Here is an 18,873-nt window from a genome sequence, read left to right on the forward strand (position 1 = left end):
GGGATTCTGGCAGTGTCGAGGAGATCCACGAGGCATTCGGACGCCGCTGCGGAAGGACCTGATCCTCCGTCGCAAGCGAGCGGAGGAGGAGCAGTGGCTCAGTGAGATCGAGGGCATCGATCTCACCCTGACCTTCGTCCGTACCAATCAGGCCGACGCGGCCCGCCTTTCGCACCGAGCCCCTGTCGCCGTCGGCATCTCAACCGCCCCATCCCCGAACGGATAACGACCGGGACATCGGCGGTGACACTCCCGACAGATGATGGCCACAGCGTGAGTGAATAGGGGGCATGCTCTTCGACTTCACGCACGACCACGCCGGTGAACGGCTCAGCGGTGTATATGGCGGTGATCCTTCCGGGGTCACCGCTGTGGTGCTGCATGGCGCGGGCGCCAGCAGCACGGAGCGACTGCTGCCGCTGGTACGGGAGTTCGTGGCCCACGGCTGTCGCGGGATCGCCTTCGACTTCACCGGGCACGGCGAAAGTACGGGAAAGCTCGCCGAGTTGAGCCTGCGGCGGCGGTTCGAGCAGGCCGTCGCGGTGATCGACGCATACGCAGGGGCCGACAGGCCCCTGACCCTTGTGGGATTCAGCATGAGCGGCCAGACGGTGGCCGATCTCGCCCGACACTACGGGGATCGCGTGGCGGCGCTGGGACTGTGCGCGCCCGCCGTGTACACGGCCGAGGCGTGGGACGTGCCCTTCGGGGACGGGAACGGTCGGTTCAGCGAGATCATCCGGCAGCCGGACAGCTGGCGGGAGGCGCCCGCGCTTGAGGTGCTGCGGGCGTACGAGGGCCGGGCGGTGCTCGCCGTGCCGGGCACCGACGCGGTGATTCCGCCTGCGGTGATCGAGTCCGTACAGGACGCGCTGGCCGCGCGCGCCCAGTACACGCGGTTCGAACTTCCGGACGCGCAGCACCAGGTGGGAATGTGGTTCCGCGAACACGGCGACGACCGGCGGGAGTTCGTGGAGGCGGTGCTGACCGGCCTCCACGACCGTGGCTGGACGGCCACGCGGGCATAGGCGGCCAAGCAGCTCGGCGACGGCCACGCGGTCACCGACGCGCGCCTTCTGTACGGTGGTTGGAGTTCCCAGATGCGCCGGCTGTCGCTCGACGACGGCACGGCCCTGGTGCAACGGACCTTCGTGAAGCCGTTCTTCCGCCATTACGGGCCCGGACTGCTGGCCCGCGAGGCGTCCGTCCTGGCGCTGCTCGCCGAACAGGAAGGCATCCCGGCTCCCGGATTGGCCGCTGTGGACGCCACGGCCGAACACTGCGACCACCCCACCCTTTTGATGTCCGCGCTGCCGGGCCGGGTCCGCGTGGACGGGGACGACCTCGACCGGCGCCTGGATCTGCTCGCGGCCCAACTCGTCCGCGTCCACGAGGTGGTACCAGACGAAAGACCGCGTACGTACCAGGCGTGGACCTCCGCGGAGCGCGTCCGCACCCCGGACGGCGCCCTGTGGGAGCGAGCCGTGGACGTGATCCGCCGCGACCCGCCGCCGTACGACGGCCGCTTTCTGTACCGCGACTTCCACCCCGGGAACGTGCTCTTCACGGGAGCCGGGCCAGGGCTGCGGATCACCGGTGTCGTGGACTGGGTCGAGACCTCGTGGGGCCCCGCCGATCTCGACGTGGCACACTGCTCGACCGCGCTCGCCCTGCTGCACGGACCGGAGCAGGGAGGCCGCGCCGCAGCCGAACTTGAGGTTGCGGTGGGTCGCGTATAACGGTGCCGCCTCCCCTCGGTCACTGCCAGGAGAGCCGTCCACCTGCCCAGCCTCCTGGACGCGCGCGTGAGCCCGGTGACCAGCAGGTCCACATAATTCACAGTCTCAGCGGCCGCTCCCGGGGGGATAACCCCAACCCACTCACTGGTCTCAGCGCCACCACCAACAGACATGCCAGCCGGATCGTGCGAGCTGCCGCGATCTCGAATGATTGGACAGACACGGCGTACCCTCTGCTCTCGAAGGATCACTCATGTCCCGCACCCCCCGCAGGCACCGGTCCATGTACCGCGTGCTGTCGTCTCTCGCCGTGCTGACCCTGGCTGCCGGCGCCGCCACGGCGTGCAGCAGCAACGATTCCTCGTCCAGCTCCTCGGCCTCTACGTCCGCGATCCCGTCCGCTTCTGCGGGGACCGGCAAGGCGGCCGAGGCGAAGCTGCACATGGTCGACAACGACGGTCACCGCCTGGCCTTCTACGCCATACAAGGCAGCGGTTCCACCATCGTCCTGGACTCGGGCGGCGGTGAGGACTCCTCGCAGTGGAAGGACATCGCCCCCAAGGTTCACGCGGCCACCGGCGCCACCGTCATCACCTACGACCGGGCCGGCCTCGGCAAGAGCGACGTGGTGCCCGGCGCGTGGAAAGTCCAGAGCGCCGTCAGTGACCTCAAGGCGGGCCTCAAGCAGTTGGGCATCACCAAGGACGTCACCCTGGTGGCCCACTCCCAGGCCGGCGAGATCGCGAACAACCTCGTCCAGGACGATCCGGAGATGCTCTCCGGCGCGGTGCTGGTCGACGCCAACCTCCCTCAGTTCTTCACCGACGAGGAAATCCCCCGCCTCGTCGCCGCGACCGAGCCGGACGTCGACGCAGCGAAGAAGGACCCCGAGAAGCCGGCTAACCGCCAGCTCATCTCCACCGCGGAGGGCTTCGCCGAAGCGCACCAGGCCTTCCACAAGGTGGTGTGGCCCACCTCAGTGCCCGCAACGGTCATGGTCTCGGAGAAGACTCCGTTCGCAGGCTCTCCCCCGGACGCCCAACGCTGGCGTGATGCGGCCGCCTCATTCGTCAAGGAAGCGCCCAACCGGACGCTCGTCACGGCCAAGGGCACCTCCCACGAGGTGCCGACGGAACGCCCCGACCTCGTACTCAAGGCGATCGAAGACGGGTTCGCCGCACAGCACTGACCCCAAGGACGCCGGCGGTCTTGCAGACCAGGTGCGGACCACCCGGTACCAAGCAAGTAAGTAAGTGGTCGGTTGGACGGCATGCACGCCGTCCAACCGGCCACCCTCGTTCTGCAGCGGTCACAGTGCGCCGGCGGTGAGGTTGTGGCGGCCGAGCAAGGTTCGGGTTGTCCCTGGCCCTGTCCGGAGGTTCTCGCACCGCCACTTACACGACGCAGTACGGCCGTGGGTGTCCGCCGACCGCCTCGGTCATGTCCGCGGCCTTGTCGAGCATCTGCTGGACCCGCTTGCGGCTGAAGGAGACCAGGAGGAGGGCGAGGGTGTAGACGGCCACGGTGTGGATGCGGTCGCGGACCTCCAGTGACCCGCCGATCAGTTCCCGCATCGTCACCTCGCCCCGGGCCAGGCGGCGGGCGGTCGTGGTGACCGTGAACTCGTGCTCCGTCGGTGCGAAGCGGGCCACCGCGTCGACCTCCCGCACGAGGGAGGCCAGGATCCACGGGCGGCCGGTGTCCCGGAGCATCGACAGGGTGTCGTCGTAGAAGTTCGCGGACACGCCCCTGGCGAACTCCAGCTGGTCGTCCTCCAGATGCGCGAGATGCTCGATAATCGCGGCGCGGTCGCGTGCGGGATAGGCCCGGAGCAGGTCATGGGCCCGCCAGGACGCTTCGTTCATCCGGGGGAGGTGCAGCATCTCCTGGCGCTGATCGAGGCCGGCACGGTGGAAGGCGCGCATGTCGAAGTCGTCGAGCTGGACACGCGGGCGGCTGCCGGCAGCAGTGACGAGTTCGGCCGGGGCTGGTTCGGTGCCGTCCAGGCGGCGGCGAGCTGGCTCACCCACATCACCGACCGCACGGTGCGTCAGGCCCGCGCGGCCGCTGCGGCGAAACCGCTGCCAGCTGTTTCGAGCGTGCCATCGCGCCGCTCGTCCACGGCGGTCGACGCGGTGGGGGAGGAGCAGGTGCACCGGGTAGTGGAGGCGGCCGATCGGCTCTTCGTGTCCTTGACCGGCTACACCGGCTTCAACCGTGCCCTGCCCGAGGAGATCCTCGCTGTCGTTCTGTAGTACGTCAGCGCCGAGCAGCAGAACGGCTGGCTGCGTACGGCAGTTGGAAGCCTTCGCCGAGGCCAAGCGGGAGCGCCTGGCGAAGTTGTACGCCCGGTACGGGCCGGGCGGGACCCTCGCGGACGAAAGCCGCTGCTACCTGACGCACCAGCTGGAGAGCGTCGTGGTCTGCGAGCGTCTCGACACCGTCCCTATGTGGCTCGACGGGGTGTGGACCGACGAGATCGACGCCGAGCTGGTTCTGGAGCGCTTCACCACGTACTGGCGATTTGACCTGTGAAGGCCAGTGGCGGCTCGATGCACCGTCACCAGCCGGATGGGGACCTCACGGAGAGGACGTGCTTGCGGTGGGCGCCACCGGACGATCCGGGGACTGACTGGGAGGCGTATCTCCCGTCTGCCGCCTCGTCTCGGAACGGCCACGTGAAGCTGAGCACCCTCGATCCCCAGTCATTCCCGCCCATCGCGTACGCGTTCCCTGCCGGATCGCTCCTGCCCGACCTGCGGACTTTCCCGCGTGTCCACGACGACCGTATGGACCGGCCTGCCGGCGGCCTCTGGTGCTCACCGATCGCCGCGCGGGATGACACCGGCGCTCCCACGGGCACGGCCTGGACCGACTGGTGCCTGCAGAGCGACGACTTCCGTGAGAAGGGGTACCTCCACCCCGACAGGTCGCCCTACGACCGGATCGTCACCCTCGGACCGCTGTCCGGGGCCCGCATCTACCGGATCAGCACCCGAGCAAACCTTGACCAACTCGTCCGGGAGTACCCGCTACCGGAGGTCACGTTCCCGCTCCTGCATCGCTCCGCTCCGGACGGGGAGGCCCTTGCCGGGGACGGCTGTGACGCGGTGTACGCCTCCCCGAGGGGATCACGGCCCTCGCCGCGCTCCTCGCGGCCGCCGCCCTGATCACCCACCACAGCGACGCCTACCACCTCCAGCAGCACCGCTGGCGAGCCCTGCATCAGACCCGGGCCACCGACAACCGGCGCGGCGACCTCCTGCCCACCCGCCTATGCCCCTGGCGACAACTCGAGCAGAACCGATCACAACCTCAAGGTCTGTGGCTTGTAGTACTCGGCGCACGCCGAGTCCAATTCGCGGGGAGCGTAGATGTGCTCGCGCCCGGCATCCGGGTCTTTCGAATTCCCCGAAATATTCATTCGAGCAAGTTTGGTGAAGAAAGGGTGGCGAGAGTGTTCGAATTCACTCTTCCTCCATAAGGGGTAATGCGTGTATTCGGGCCGAGGTGGCCCGTTCTCACAGAGGTGGGTGGTGCAGAAATGAGGCAACGAAACGGCTCATTAACTGACGTGTATTCGTAGGGAATCCTTGCGTCGGTGCACTCCTTGACGTCGCAGTCCATACGTAGTTGTCAGGAGGGGTCATGTCCTTCTTCGCCGGGGCGTCCTGGCCAGGAGATCACCGGGACGAATTCGTCGCGGGTGCGCTCGCCGCGGCGGTGATCGTCGTCCTCGGCTACGCCTCGGGCATCGGTGCTCCGGCTCCTCAGGCGCTGGACAGCGCGGCCCCGCCGGCTGCCCAGGCCCCGACAGTGCCGTCCGCACGGAGCAGCTCCGGCCCCGCCGAGTCCGCCATTCCCCCCGGTGGCACAGGGGCCGGGGCGTCGGACAGTTCGGGTGTACTGCCGGTGGCTGACGTGCCCACCGGAAACGGCGGAGCCGACACCGGCCTGCCTGGTGGAATCGGCGGAAGCGGCGGCAACGGGGGTGAAGCCGGCCCCGGCGGCGGGTCGTCCCCATCTCCTTCCCCCTCCTCTCCAGGCTCGCCGGCGCCGTCTCCCAGCCCCACCAAGCCGTGTGAGGACGGTCAAGTTCATCTCGTGCAGCCGTTGTTGAGCGGGGTGGTCGGTTCGGTGACTGGACTGCTGGATGGACTTCTGGCCGGTGGTTCTCCGTCGCCTTCTCCTTCGCCGTCCGCTTCGTCACCGGGCGACTCCGGCGCCGTATGCGTCGGTGTGGCCCCCTCGCCATCCCTTCTTGCGGGGGTGAATCCGTGAGAACTCGCGCTTTGTGCACGGGGCTTCTCGTCCTGCTGGCGCTGCTGTTCGGTGCCCCCACGGCGTTCGCTCACACCGAGCTGGACTCGTCCTCGCCCAAGGACGGCGCTTATCTGAAACAGGCCCCGCGCAGTGTGACCCTCGTCTTCAGCGAAGCCGTGGACCTCGCTGATGTACACGTCACATCAGGTGGGAAGCAGTTGGCTGTGGCGCGCGCGGACCGTGGGGGGCGCGGTGCCGTGACCGTTCGTCCTCCGGCGGCCGACCAGGGGCGGCTGGTGCTGGATTGGCATGTGCTTGACATGGAGGACGGCCACCCGACGTCCGGCGCGCTGTCCTTCCGTATCGGCGCCGGTGACACCGGAGCGTCCGCTGCGCATGCCGATGCTGGCGCCGGGATGGCCGTACCCTCCGAGACCGTGCGCGGCGTGTGGGCCGTCTCCCGCTGGGTGGGCTATCTCGCGCTCTCGCTTTTCGTGGGCGGGCTCGGTTTCCTCGCGATGCTGTGGCCGCAGGGGAGCGAGGACCGAAGGAGCCGTCGGATCCTGGCTGGCTCCTGGGTGTGCGGGCTCCTCGCGACCGTGGTGGGTGCTGGCTTGCAGGGCGCGTATGGGGCCATGGGTTCGCTCGGTGACGTGGTTCATCTGTCCACGTACACGGACCTGTTGGGCAGCGAGGTCGGGATTGTGCTGGCCTCCCGGGCGCTGCTGTGGGTGCTGGCGGCCGTCGTGCTGGCCGCGCTGCTGCAGGGCGGCGAGCGGGCCGCGCGGTCGCCGGGCTGGCGGGTCGGCGCGGGCGTGGTGTGCCTGGGACTGCTACGGACGACCGGTATGGCGGGCCACAACGCCGAGGGCACTCATCCGGGCTGGGGCGCGGTCGCCGATCTGGTGCATCTGCTCGGCGTCTCTCTGTGGCTGGGCGGACTCACCTTCCTGCTGCTCGGCGTGCTGCCGCGGCGCCGTCCGGCGGAGCTGTCGGCAGCGGTCACCGGTTACTCCGCCCTCGCGGGGGTGTCCGTCGCGGCGATCGCGGTGGCCGGAGCGGTCCTGGCCTGGCAGGTGGTCGGCTCCTTCGGTGCCCTCTTCTCCACTGACTACGGGCAGTTGCTGCTGGTCAAACTCGCGCTGCTGGCCGGGGTGTTGGTCATCGCGCAGCGCAGTCGGAGCTGGGTGCGTACCCGGCTCGACATCGCCGTACTGCTGCGCGGTGACCGCGCCACCGTACGGCCCTTCGTCTACTCGGTCGCGGCCGAGACGGGGCTCGTCCTCGTCGTCCTCGCCGCGACGAGTGTGCTGGTCACGGCCGCCCCCGGGCGCTGACCCGCAATCCGTCCCACCCCTCTCATCTCACAACGGAGACGTATCACTATGCGCACTGACGACACCCCCGCGGCCCCGCCGCAGGACCACCCGCGTTCCCGGGTGGGCAACCGTGCACTGCTGGCCACCGGTGTGGGCGCCGGTATCGCCGCGGTCGCTTGCCTCAGCCTGCTGCAGGCGTCCGCCGGAGCCGCGGCTCCGCAGACGGCCGCGCCGGCGGCGGACGCCCACTCCATGACCATGGCGCAGCCCGCCGCGGCCAAGGCGGCCGACTACACGATCAAGATCACGGGCTACAAGTTCGCGACGCCGAAGCTGACCGTGAAGGTCGGCCAGACCGTGAAGTGGATCAACGAGGACACCGCTCCGCACACGGTCACCACCACCAGCGGTCCTGCGAAGTTCGACTCGGGAAACCTGCAGAAGGGCGACAGCTGGTCGTACACCTTCACCAAGGCCGGGACGTACCAGTACTACTGCGCCGTGCACCCTGACATGACGGCGTCGATCACCGTGGTGGATGACGGCTCCGGGGGCAGCACGGGCGGTTCGACCGGTGGCAGTACCGGCGGCTCCACGGGCGGCTCCACGGGCGGTTCGACCGGTGGCAGTACCGGCGGCTCCACCGGTGGCTCGACGGGCGGCTCCAGCGGCGGCACGGGCTCGGGCGGTTCCACCGGCGGTGACGGCGGCGGCACCGACCAGTGCCGCAGCGTCCAGCAGGTCCTGCTGCCGATCCTGCAGCACATCAACTCCGCCCACCTGGAGGAGTCCCCGGGCCAGCAGGTCCAGGATGCACTGAACCTCGACAGCTACATCAAGATGCACACCGTGTGGATCGAGTCGATCCTCACCCCGGCCGTCAACGGCGGCGGCGCGACCCTCGACGACACCCTCACCGTCCTGCTGCAGCACATCAACTCCGCCCACCTGGAGGAGTCGCTAGGCCAGCAGGTCTCCGACCTCCTCAACCCCGACGCCTACGTCAAGATGCACACCGTCTGGGCCGAGCACCTTCTCGCCCCGACCACGAACTACCTCACCACGTCCTGCTGAGCGGGATCCCGAAAGGCGGTGGCCGGGCCGGCCGAGTCGCAGTCGGCCGGCCCGGCCACCGTCGTGATTGTCCCCGCCCCGTCCCCCCTCGTGCACCGAGGTACGCGCCATGACCACCGAAACACGTCCCACCGCCGTCCTCCCGCCCGTGCCCGAGGGGCCTGCGTGGCTCCCGCGCTCCGGCACCTACACGGCCGCCGTCGACCGCTGCATCGTCGAACTCACCGCCCGGTTCGGCCCGTTGGTCACCCTGCGCCGCCGCCTTACCGCGGACGACGCCACGCTGACCGTCGCGCAGGCTGCCGATGACTGCGCCCTGGGCCTGAAACTCACCGGCGACGCACTGGGCGGTGACGAACTCACCTTCGTCAGCACCACCCTCGAACCCGAAGCCGGAGGCTCGCGCCTGCGCGTCACGGGCGAACTCGCCACCGGCGACCCGACCGTCCCCTCCGTCCCAGCCACCCTGACCCTGCGGGTCGTCGAACGCACCGACGACCTGCTCCTCGTCCTCGGCACCCTCCACGTGCCCTACGGCCCATTGCGCCGCACCACGGGCTTCACCCTGTCCCGCATCCGCCCCGCAGACCGCCTCCGTCTGCTCGTCGCCGCGGAGTTCACATGCCCCGCCTGACCGCCCTGCGCGCCCTCCTGAGCGGCCTGCTCCTGACCGCCGCCGCCCTCGTCCTGCCCGCCGCCACGGCACAAGCGGCCACCACGCACCAAGTCGTCATGTCCGGCTACGCGTTCAGCCCCCGCTCCCTGACCATCACTGCTGGCGACACCGTCACGTGGGTCAACGAGGACCAGGCCCCGCACAACGTCAAGACCACCTCCGGCCCCGCCTCCGTCCAGTCCGCGATGCTGAACAAGGGCGCCACCTTCAGCCACACGTTCACCACACCGGGGACATACGGCTACGAGTGCACGGTGCACCCCGGCATGACCGCCGTGCTCGTCGTCAAGGCGGCGGCCGCCCCCACCCCCACCCCCACCCCCACCCCCACCCCCACCGTCCACCCGACCCAGCACCAGCCCGCCGCATCGGCCCCCGCAGCCGCACAACCCGCCACCCCGTCTGCCCGCACCACCGCGGCGGCCGGCCACGCCGACCACACCCACGAGGCCGCCGCCCCCGCGACGACGCACGCCGCGTCCCCCTCCTCCGCGGCCCCGGCGCAGCAGCCCGTCACCGCCACGCAGGAGACCACCTCCAGCACCCGCCCCCTCGATCCGCTCCTCCTGCTCGCCGGCGTGGTCGCGGGCGTCGCGGTGCTGTGCCTGCTGCTCGTCGGCTCCCGCTCCGCGCACTCTTCAGCCATTTCCACAGCGGATGACGGCAACGCGGACAAGACCTGATCAGCGCGTGCGGCTGCACCCACATCCGCCGGACCCTCCCGCGCGCGCTCAGGTCCAGATCCCGGATCACACGGAGAAGGACATCAGGTGATCACTCCCGCCCTGCCCGCCTCGCACGACGAGTCGACAACGGCCTGGACACTCGCCGCCCGCGGCGGTGACCCGAGGGCTGTCGAACATTTCGTTCGCGCTCTGCAGCGCGACGTCCGCCGCTACGTCACCTACCTCGGCGCGGACCCTCAGGTGGCCGAGGATCTGACCCAGGACACGTTCCTGCGTGCGCTGGGCAGCTTGCACCGTTTCGAGGGACGGTCGTCGGCCCGCAGCTGGCTGCTGTCCATCGCACGGCGCGTGGTGGCCGACAGCCTGCGCCAGCGCGCTTCACGGTATCGGCTGTCGGACACCGGCGACTGGCAGCGCGCCGTCGAACGCGCCCAGCCGCGCGGGCTGCCCGGTTTCGACGACGGAGTCGCTCTCACCGATCTGCTGGCCGGCCTCCCCGACGAACGCCGCGAGGCGTTCGTCCTCACCCAGCTGCTGGGACTCTCCTACGCCGAGGCGGCGCTTGTGAGCGGCTGCCCCGTGGGCACGGTCCGCTCACGGGTGGCTCGCGCACGCAGCGCCCTGATCTGCCTGCTGCACGACGCCGAGAGTCCCGAACCCGCGGGCGCCGTGGGGAGTGCCCTGCCCGATCGGCGATGAGGAGATCAGCAAGGCCAAGGACCGCAGACACGGCAAGGCCCGGATGGACCAGCGAGGGTCTTCGATCTTGAGCGGTGTGCCTGCTCAGGGCTTCTGACGTTTCGTTACGCTCAGCGACGGCAGTTGGTGGCTGCCGCCGGGGCCGCAGGCGCGCCGGGAGCACAAGGCAGCACACGGCCGCGGTCCCTCTCCGTGACTACGGGTGCAGCTTCTCGCCCTTCGCAAGCATCGCTACGTACTTTTCGATCCGGCGCGCCCGGGTCTCGGCCTTCTTGGCGTCCTGGATCCGGTACAGGATCGCGTAGCGGTTCTGCCGGTCCAGTGTCTCGAAGAACTCCGCCGCGGCCGGGTCGGCGGTCAGGGCCGCCGTGAGGTCGTCCGGCACCGTGGCGGTCTTCGCGCCGTCGTAGGCCGCTTCCCAGCGGCCGTCTGCCTTGGCGCGGTCGACCTCGGCCTGTCCCGGCGGATGCATACGGCCCTGCTCGATCAGGGCGGCCACCTTGTCCCGGTTGGCCTTGGACCACTTGCTGAGCGGCTTGCGCGGGGTGAACCGCTGGAGCCACCACTGGTCGTCGAGCTTTGCCTTCTGGCCGTCGATCCAGCCGTAGCAGAGTGCCGCGTCGAGCGCCTGGGTGTAGTCCAGCGCGGCGATTCCGGGGCCCTTCTTGCGAAGCTTGAGCCAGATGCCGGGCGAGACGGCGTGGTTCTCGCCGAGCCAGGCCTGGAATGCCTCGGCGGATTCGAATGCGACGATCTCCACGTCCTGAGTCACCCCAGCAGCGAACCACACCCGGCCGATTGCCATGAGGCATTCGGCACGGCCCCGGATGCGGGATGCCCGTGGGCCTGCGTGATCATCTCTGTTCTCGACGCAGAACGATCATGCAGGAGCCACGGGCTTGGTCAACGATACGACGCTGCTCGACCTCGACGGGGTGTCCGTCGCGCGGGTTGAGCGGCTGGCCGACGGGGGACGCAGGGCCCACCTGGTCACGGCCGACGAGAGGGCCAGGGCCTGCCCGACCCCACGGCGGACCCGCGCACCCTCGAAGAGCTCATGCAGAACCTGAGCGGTACACAGTTTTACATGATCCAAATCACCATGCCGCACCCGGTGGACTCATCAATGGCTACCTGGCCCCGCACCTCCGGGAACACCTCCTCTGGCTCGCGGCCCAGGAAAAGAACGGTGTCTTGTTCCTCTCGGGCGCCAACATCGACGGCGACCAGATCGACCAGTGGGACGGCAGCGGCACCGCCATCATCAGGGCACCGTCCATGGCCGCGGCAACCGCCATCGCCGAGGCAGAACCGTGCCATCGCGAGGGCCTCCGCATCAACAAGGTGCACGGCTGGATGCTGAACGAAGGAACCGTCCGACTCACCCTCAGCCTGTTCACCGGTAAAGCCACCCTTGGGTGATCGACCGCCAACCCGCCGCAGCCGCACTCGGAAGATCAACCGGCTGCGCGCCGGATTACCGACGCCTTTCCGGGCTGGAGTCCTGGACCTGGACAACGCTGGTCCGTGGGTGTCGCTGCCCGGCTATCAGACCCCGGCAGCGATCCGCCGCATCGGCCGGGCCCGGCTGCGGACCTGGCTGGCCAACCGGAAGGTGCGCGGCGCCGAAGCGCTGGCCGATGACGTCTGGCAGGTCGCGGCCAACCAGAACACCGGCATCCCGGCGAACCGGTCATCGCGCGCAAACGATCCATGTGATGGCCGACGAACTTGTCGCCCTCAACCAGCAGATCGCCGTGAGAGACGAGCTCATCGCGGCCCGGTTTTGCGACCACGAACTGGCAGACTTGATCGCCAGCCTGCCCGTTGTCGGACCGCTGCTCGGCGCGGAGTTCCTGGCCGCCGGCGCCAGCGACATGACCCGGTTCGGTGGTGCCGACCGGCTGGCCAGCTATGCCGGCCTCGCGCGGGTTCCTCGAGGCTCCGGCACCATCAGCGGCAACCTGCACCGCCCTCGGCGCTGTCGCCGTGGGTTCCAACGCGTTCTCCACCTCGGCGCTTATCAGCATCCGCAACTGCGAGGAGTCTCGCCGCTGCTGCGAGGGCACACGGGCCGAAGGTGAACGGCACACTCAGCTCAGGCCGTGCTCGCTCTGGCCCGCCGATGCGTCAGCGTCCTGCGGACTCTCATTCGTGACGGAAATCGCTCTCAGCGTGGACTCCCGGGAGCGAGTACGGCTTGACAAGGACATCATGCGGTGAGGAAGTCCAGGAGATGCCGGTTGACCTCATCGGGGGCTTCCCACTGCGGCCAGTGGCCTGGTCCGTTGAGCCGTTCGTAGCGCCAGGGAGCGGCGATGAACTCGCGGGAGGCGGTCATTCGTTCGTCGCCGGCGTTGAAGTCGGCTGAACCCCATATCCCCATCGTGGGCACGGTGATCTTGGGCAGCTCGGGGGGCGACTGGATGAGGACCCTGGGGTGGAAGTTGGCCCGGTACCAGTTGATGGCCGGGGTGAGGGACTCGCTGGCTTCCAGATCGGCGATCACGGCGTCGGCGTCGGGGTGTTGGAACAAGTTTCGGAAGTTCGTCCATTCGTTGTCGGACAGCCAGCGCTCAGCGATCTCCTCGAACGCGAAGAGCAGCATGTACCAGGTCCTCTGCCGCTCCAGGATGTCGCCGGGCCGGCGCACCGAGGGGTGGCCGACGGAAAGCACTGCCAGCCGGTCAACGCGCTGCGGGGCGAACGTGGCCATGCTCCACGCCACGTTCGCGCCCCAGTCGTGCCCGACGACCGCCGCCTTCTCCAGGCCCAGCTGGTCGAGGATGGCGACCGGGTCGGCGGCGAGAGTGGCAATCTTGTACGCCTCGATGTCGCTGGGCTTGTCCGAACGGCCGTAGCCTCGCTGGTCAGGGACGATCAGTCGGAGGCCTGCCTCGGTGAGTGGCGCTATCTGCTTGGACCACACGCGGCCGGTGTCCGGGAAACCGTGCAACAGCAAGACCGGTTTCCCTTCTTCTGGCCCGTAGAGTTCGACGTTCAGCTTGATGCCACCGCTGTCGACCTGCATGGTTTTTCCTTCGTGGTGTGCGCTGACTGCGGAATGGGGAGTTCTGCGGGCGGTCAGGGAACCAGGACGATCTTGCCGCGGACGTGGCCGCCCTCAAGGTGATCGAAGGCCTTGCGGACCTCGTCCAGCGGGTAGGTCGCGGTGATCGGGATCTCCAGGTCGCCGGCGGTGATCAGGCCGGCCAGCTCCGCGAGCACCGCAGCGCCGGAGCTGACGCCGGCCTCGTACCCCTCGAACTTGACGCCGTGCGTCTGCACCGCGTCGAACCGTACGATCGTGTTGAACCGCCCGGGTGCGACGCCCAGGTCGTCGAGCGCAATCTCGACGTAGTCCGCGCCCTGAGTGTCGATGAAGGCGTCGACCCTGCCGTACGCCGCCGCTGCCCGGATCCGGTCGGCCACGCCCGGTCCGTAGCTCACCGGGGTCACGCCGTGCGCGGTCAGCCAGTCGTGGTTGTGCTCGCTCGCCAGGCCGATCACCCTCGCCCCGGCCCGTACGGCGAGCTGGACCGCGATCGAGCCGACTCCGCCGGCCGCCCCCGCCACGATCACGGTGTCCCCTGGGGCCGGCTCCACGGCACGGACGGCCGCCCAAGCGGTGAACCCCGCGGACGCGAGCGCGCCTGCGGCTTCCCACGTCACGCCGGCGGGCTTCGGGATCAGGTGGTCCGCCTCCGCGACCACGTACTGCGCCTGGCTCGACAGCGGATCCACCCAGCCGATCACCTCATCGCCGGCGGCGACCTCGGTGACGCCCTCGCCCACCGACACCACTATCCCGGCCAGGTCGTGGCCCTGCCCCGTCGGGAACGTCACGGAATACACCGCCTGCATGTGGCCTTCCCGGGTGTGAGCCTCGCCGGGGTTGAGGCCTGCCGTCTTGACTCGCACCAGCGCCTGGCCGGTGCCGGGTGACGGGGACGGGACGTCCTCTACCTGCAGGACGTCAACGCCGCCGTACTGGTTGTACTGCACTGCCTTCATATTCGTGGTCTCCTCACGTTTTTGCCTACGACCGAACGCTAGAGACCAGCCGTGTGAGCGGGTGTCACCTGATTGGTGTGATTGATCGTGCCCGGCACAAGCTGAGCGGGGCAATCAGCCAGCCGCGCCGCGAAGCCACCGGCGCGACCGGCTTGACCCCGGGCCTGCCCGCTGCGGGAATCACATCGGCTTGCCCGGGCGGTGGCGACAGTGGTGCGGCTCGTTGCTGACCGTGCCGGCGATGCTGAAGGCAGCGATCCAGACTGGCGGGTGCCGCTGCTGGGCGGGCAGGGATCGTCTGTTACTGACCTCTTCGGTTTGATGTCGGGGTGGTGACGGGTGGTGACTCTGCGGTAGGCCGGTGGTGTTCGGTACGCGCAGGATGGCGGACTGACCGCCGAGAGGCGGCGATTACGCGAACGGATCAGGTAGGAGGCAGGCGAGCGGTTCGCTTGTCGTGAGAGAACCGCGGTGTTCGCGAAGGCTCGGGTGAGTGAGCGGTCGGTTGAACGCTGGCGTCGTGCCTGGCGGGAGGGGGCGCGCTCGCCTCCGCGGGGCCACCGAAACTGCCCAGTCTGTCCGAGGAGCGGTTCGCCGAATTGGAGAAGGAACTGGCGCTGGGGCTGGCCGTGCATGGCTGGTAGGACCAGCGGTGGACTCTGGTCCGGATCAGAGAGCTGATCGCCCGGACGTTCCGACTGGACTGCTCGTCGTCGGGGGTGTGGCGGCTGCTGCGGCACGGCTGGTCCTGGCCGTGTCCCGCCCCTCGGGCGCAACGAGCAGGCGGTGGGCCTGTGGAAGAAGGACGTGTGGCCGCACCTGGAATGACTGCGGCGGCGCTGGGCCTATATCGCCTTCGAGGACGAGGCCGAGTTCTCGATGACGCCGCCGTGCGCCCGCACCTGGGGCCGGCGTGGCCACACGCCGGTGGTGCGGGTGCGGGGCCGCTCCTGGCGCTGCTGGTCGATCGCGGTGATGCGCTGTTACCGGCCCGGCGAGACCTCCCGGTTGATCTACCGGCCGCGCCGCCGCCGCAAGCATCGGGGTAAAGGACGTAACACCTTCGCCTGGAGCGACAACCGAGACTTGGTCGTCCGCGCCCACATCCAGCTCCAAGCTCCCATCGTGCTGGTCTGGGATAATCTCAACACCGACCGGGCGGTCGGGGTGCGTGAGTACGCGGCCGCGTCCAACTGCCCTCTTGTGCACCGGACGTGAACCCGGCGGAGCGCGTCTGGCCGTTGTTACGGCGCGGTCCGCTGGCCAACGTCGCCTTCACCGACGACGAACATCTCGAACGCGCCCTCCGCCGGGGCCTGCGTCATATCCAGCTCCGCCCCGACCTCATCGACGGCCGCCTCACTGGCACCGGACTCATGCTCACCCACCAGCCGGCAACAACCCGAAGAGCTCAGTAGGTGTGAATGCGTCGCCGGCCTGACCAAGGCGCCGTGGGATGATTCCGGGTGTGGGAACTGGCGAGGGAGCAGATGCCGGGCCGGTGCGGGCCGCCCGTCTTGGTGCGGGAGGGGTTGTGGCCCGTCCAGAGCTGTTGGGGCGGCTGAGCGGGCCGGCCCGGGTGACGCTGGTGTCGGCGCCGCCTGGCAGCGGCAAGACCGTGTTGCTGCGTTCCTGGATGAGCCAGACGGGCCTGGAGGAGTGCGCTGCGTGGGTGGCAGCGGGGCGGGATGAGCGGGATCCGCAGGGATTCTGGCTGTCCGTGCTCGGCGCGCTTCGCCAAACACGCCCAGGGGCGGCGCTGGTGCGGGCGTTGACGGCGGCGCCGGACCTGGACGGGTGGGCGATCACGGAGCGGCTGCTGAAGGATCTGGCGTCGCTGGAGGAGCAGTTGTGGCTGGTGGTTGATGACGTGCATGAGCTGGCTCCGGACACGCTGCGGCAACTGGAGCTGCTGATCATGCGCGCCCCGCACAGGCTGCGGTTCGTCCTGGCCGCGCGGCATGACGTGCGGCTGGGGCTGCACCGGCTGCGGCTGGAGGGGGACCTGGCCGAGATCCGGGCGGGTGATCTGCGCTTCAGCCTGAACGAGACGCAGGAACTGCTCGCCGCGGCCGGGGTTGAGCTGCCCGGGCCGGCGGTGGCGGTGTTGCACGAGCGGACCGAAGGGTGGGTGGCGGGGCTGCGGCTGGCCGCGTTGGCGGCGGCCGGGCACCCCGATCCGTCGCGGTTCGCGGCGGAGTTCTCCGGCACCGACCGGACGGTGGCGGAGTACCTGATGGCCGAGGTGCTGGATCGGCAGCCCGACCCGGTGCGGTGGCTGCTGCTACGGACTTCCATCCTGGAGCGAGTCAACGGGGAGCTGGCCGACCTGCTGGCCGGGGGCGAGGGCGGGGAGCGGGTGCTGCAGGATCTGGAACAGGCGAACGTGTTCGTCGTGTCACTGGACGCTGCGCGTTCGGAGTTCCGCTATCACCAGATGTTCGCCGGGCTGTTGCAGATGGAGTTGCGGCGCGCCGCGCCGGGCGAGGTCCCCGATCTGCACCGGGCCGCCGCCGGATGGCTTGCCGGGCACGGATACCCGGCGGAGGCGGTCCGGCATGCCCAGGCGGCGCGGGACTGGTCCCTGGCCGCCCGGCTGCTTGCCGAGCACTGGTCCAGCCTCTACCTGGACGGACGGGCCAGTGCCGTGCACGAACTGCTCGCCGGGTTCCCGACCGGCCTGCTTACGACGGATGCCGGGCTGGCGGCGGCGGCCGCAGGTGATGAGCTGGCCCGGGGGTCGCTGGAGGCGGCCGAGCGGTTGCTGCGCCTGGCCGAGCGGGGTACGCAGACGCTGCTGGAGCCTGAGCGCGGCCAGCTGGAGCTCTTGTCAGGGGTCGTCGGGCTGCTGGCAGCCCGCCAGCGCGGGAACCCGCCGGCTGAGGCCGAGGCGGCGCAGCGGCTGCAGGCCATGGCCGAAGCCTTGGGGGCGGCGCAGCCTTACTTGGGTGAGGACTTGCGCGCGCTGGCGCTCATCAGCCTTGGCTATGCCCAGGGCTGGACCGGCCACCACAACCAGGCAGAGTACCTGGCGGAGGGGATCGCGCTGGCGCGCCGGATCGGTCGGCCATTTCTTGAGTTCACAGGCCTGGCCCACCAGGCGGCGATCGAGCCTTCACGGTCGTTGGCGCGGGCGGCCGAGTTCAGCAGGCAGGCGATCGAGCTGGCCGATCGGCACGGCTGGTCGGAGGAGTCGGCGGCAGGTATCGCGTGCATGATCCTCGGCGCAGTGCTCGCCTGGCAGGGAAGGCCCGGGGAGGCTGAGCCCTGGGTCCAGCGCGCCGAACACATCGTCAGCGCGGAGGCCGATCCCGCGGCCGGGCTGGGGGTCCGTTACGCCCGCGGGTTCTTGGAGCTGGTACGAGGTCAGGACGGCGACGCACTGACCGCTTTGCGGGACGCCGAACGGCTAGCTGGGCTTCTGGCCGCGCCGCACCTGCTGGCTCCGCGGGCGCGGGCATTGCTGCTGCTCACCCTGGTGCGCCTCGGCGAAACCCAGCGCGCCGAGAAGACCCTGGCCGACCTCGAGGAACGAGAGCGAGAGCACGGGGAGGTGCGCATCGCGACAGCCGAACTGCGGCTCGCCCAGGCCGACCCGCACGGGGCGACCGTCGCGCTCGCACCGGTCCTGAACGGCTCCGCCCGCGTGAACCCAGTCCAGGGCTTCCTCGCCCTGGCCTTCACGCTGGAGGCGGCAGCCCGGGACGCTCTCGGCGACCCGGATGCCGCCGGCCGCGCACTGGAGCGGGCGCTCGATCTCGCCGAGCCCGACACTGCGCTCTCAGCCTTCGTGCTGCATCCGGTTCCCGCCCTCCTGGAGCGCCATGCCCGGCGCGGCACCACGCATGCGGCCCTGATCGGCGAGATCCGGGGCCTGCTCGCCGGGCACGCCCCCGCGCCGCTGTCTGGAGGGAGCCCAACGCCGCTCGAGCCGCTGAGCGACAGCGAACTGCGCGTGCTGCGCTATCTGCCGACCAACCTGACCGCGCCGGAAATCGCGGGCGAATTGCATGTCTCGGTTAACACTGTCAAGACTCACATGCGCAACCTGTACGCCAAACTCGCCACCCACCGCCGGGCCGAGACAGTCACCCGCGCTCGCGACCTGGGCCTGCTCGCACCTCACGCCTTGCGGTCCTAGCCTCGGACATCTCCGTTGCGGCACCGAGCCCGATCACTGGGCCGAGGAAGGTGCCGGCCGTCAGCTCCTCCGCCGCGCCCCGGTCGCCGATCCGGCGGCGCAGGAAGGCGGACACCCGTGGGTGGTCCCGGACATACAGGGCCGTGAACCGCGCGGCGCGTTCACGGTCGGTCGCGGTCTGAATGTTCTCCATTCCTCATCGATGTCATGAGCCCGGCACTCCCTTACGCCGCACAGACACCTTTTCTCCGAACCGGCTCGG

At 69.6% G+C, this 18,873-nt stretch carries 16 protein-coding genes and 2 pseudogenes; 14 read left to right on the plus strand and 4 right to left on the minus strand.

From position 1 onward, the window contains the following. Positions 1–290 precede the first annotated feature (290 nt). A pseudogene (locus M2283_RS42070) lies at positions 291–1,694 on the plus strand (alpha/beta fold hydrolase); the annotation flags it as partial. A gap of 298 nt (positions 1,695–1,992) precedes the next feature. Beyond that, positions 1,993–2,928: an alpha/beta fold hydrolase gene (locus M2283_RS42075; RefSeq protein ID WP_280881858.1), complete on the plus strand. Its 936-nt coding sequence runs from the start codon at positions 1,993–1,995 to the stop codon at positions 2,926–2,928. Positions 2,929–3,133: 205 nt separating this feature from the next. Here M2283_RS42075 and M2283_RS42080 read toward each other — a convergent pair whose 3' ends face one another. Next, positions 3,134–3,604, minus strand: coding sequence for a hypothetical protein (locus M2283_RS42080; RefSeq protein WP_280881859.1), 471 nt, complete (start codon positions 3,602–3,604; stop codon positions 3,134–3,136). 9 nt (positions 3,605–3,613) lie between these two features. Here M2283_RS42080 and M2283_RS42085 point away from each other — a divergent pair, with 9 nt between their 5' ends. From M2283_RS42085 to M2283_RS42120, 8 genes are all read left to right on the plus strand, one after another. Beyond that, complete coding sequence (locus M2283_RS42085; protein WP_280881860.1) at positions 3,614–3,994, plus strand: hypothetical protein; 381 nt, start codon at positions 3,614–3,616, stop codon at positions 3,992–3,994. A gap of 43 nt (positions 3,995–4,037) precedes the next feature. After that, positions 4,038–4,274 carry a hypothetical protein gene (locus M2283_RS42090; RefSeq protein ID WP_280881861.1) on the plus strand — a complete coding sequence of 79 codons (237 nt, stop codon included), beginning with the start codon at positions 4,038–4,040 and terminating at the stop codon, positions 4,272–4,274. A gap of 143 nt (positions 4,275–4,417) precedes the next feature. Beyond that, positions 4,418–4,909, plus strand: a complete 492-nt coding sequence (locus M2283_RS42095; RefSeq protein WP_280881862.1) for a hypothetical protein — start codon at positions 4,418–4,420, stop codon at positions 4,907–4,909. Between the two features lie 1,107 nt (positions 4,910–6,016). Continuing rightward, positions 6,017–7,339, plus strand: a complete 1,323-nt coding sequence (locus M2283_RS42100) for a CopD family protein (RefSeq protein WP_280881863.1) — start codon at positions 6,017–6,019, stop codon at positions 7,337–7,339. Positions 7,340–7,387: 48 nt separating this feature from the next. Next, positions 7,388–8,395, plus strand: a complete 1,008-nt coding sequence (locus tag M2283_RS42105; RefSeq protein WP_280881864.1) for a cupredoxin domain-containing protein — start codon at positions 7,388–7,390, stop codon at positions 8,393–8,395. A gap of 109 nt (positions 8,396–8,504) precedes the next feature. After that, positions 8,505–9,029, plus strand: a complete 525-nt coding sequence (locus tag M2283_RS42110; protein WP_280881865.1) for a hypothetical protein — start codon at positions 8,505–8,507, stop codon at positions 9,027–9,029. After that, positions 9,017–9,754: a cupredoxin domain-containing protein gene (locus M2283_RS42115; RefSeq protein ID WP_280881866.1), complete on the plus strand. Its 738-nt coding sequence runs from the start codon at positions 9,017–9,019 to the stop codon at positions 9,752–9,754. The genes M2283_RS42110 and M2283_RS42115 overlap by 13 nt, the downstream gene beginning before the upstream one ends. Positions 9,755–9,841: 87 nt before the next feature. Beyond that, positions 9,842–10,456, plus strand: a complete 615-nt coding sequence (locus M2283_RS42120) for a sigma-70 family RNA polymerase sigma factor (RefSeq protein WP_280881867.1) — start codon at positions 9,842–9,844, stop codon at positions 10,454–10,456. 196 nt (positions 10,457–10,652) lie between these two features. On the opposite strand, the gene M2283_RS42125 is transcribed toward M2283_RS42120, so the two are convergent. After that, on the minus strand, positions 10,653–11,261 hold the full coding sequence (locus tag M2283_RS42125; RefSeq protein WP_280881868.1) for a YdeI/OmpD-associated family protein: 609 nt from the start codon (positions 11,259–11,261) through the stop codon (positions 10,653–10,655). A gap of 77 nt (positions 11,262–11,338) precedes the next feature. On the opposite strand from M2283_RS42125, the gene M2283_RS51760 reads away from it, so the two are divergent. Both M2283_RS51760 and M2283_RS42135 read left to right on the plus strand, forming a co-directional pair. Then, on the plus strand, positions 11,339–11,878 hold the full coding sequence (locus tag M2283_RS51760) for a YciI family protein (protein ID WP_348538961.1): 540 nt from the start codon (positions 11,339–11,341) through the stop codon (positions 11,876–11,878). 296 nt (positions 11,879–12,174) lie between these two features. Further along, positions 12,175–12,540, plus strand: coding sequence for a transposase (locus M2283_RS42135; RefSeq protein WP_280881870.1), 366 nt, complete (start codon positions 12,175–12,177; stop codon positions 12,538–12,540). A gap of 128 nt (positions 12,541–12,668) precedes the next feature. Here M2283_RS42135 and M2283_RS42140 read toward each other — a convergent pair whose 3' ends face one another. Both M2283_RS42140 and M2283_RS42145 read right to left on the minus strand, forming a co-directional pair. Next, positions 12,669–13,487, minus strand: a complete 819-nt coding sequence (locus M2283_RS42140; protein ID WP_280881871.1) for an alpha/beta fold hydrolase — start codon at positions 13,485–13,487, stop codon at positions 12,669–12,671. Positions 13,488–13,540: 53 nt separating this feature from the next. Further along, entirely contained in the window at positions 13,541–14,470 is a 930-nt protein-coding gene (locus M2283_RS42145; RefSeq protein ID WP_280881872.1) for an NADP-dependent oxidoreductase, read from the minus strand. A 390-nt stretch (positions 14,471–14,860) separates the two neighbouring features. On the opposite strand from M2283_RS42145, the pseudogene M2283_RS52055 reads away from it, so the two are divergent. Further along, positions 14,861–15,888 (plus strand): annotated as a pseudogene (locus tag M2283_RS52055) (IS630 family transposase). A 116-nt stretch (positions 15,889–16,004) separates the two neighbouring features. Further along, on the plus strand, positions 16,005–18,611 hold the full coding sequence (locus M2283_RS42160) for a LuxR C-terminal-related transcriptional regulator (RefSeq protein ID WP_280881873.1): 2,607 nt from the start codon (positions 16,005–16,007) through the stop codon (positions 18,609–18,611). Positions 18,612–18,873 lie beyond the last annotated feature (262 nt).

This window comes from Streptomyces pseudovenezuelae (assembly GCF_029892565.1).
GTDB lineage: Bacteria > Actinomycetota > Actinomycetes > Streptomycetales > Streptomycetaceae > Streptomyces > Streptomyces pseudovenezuelae_A.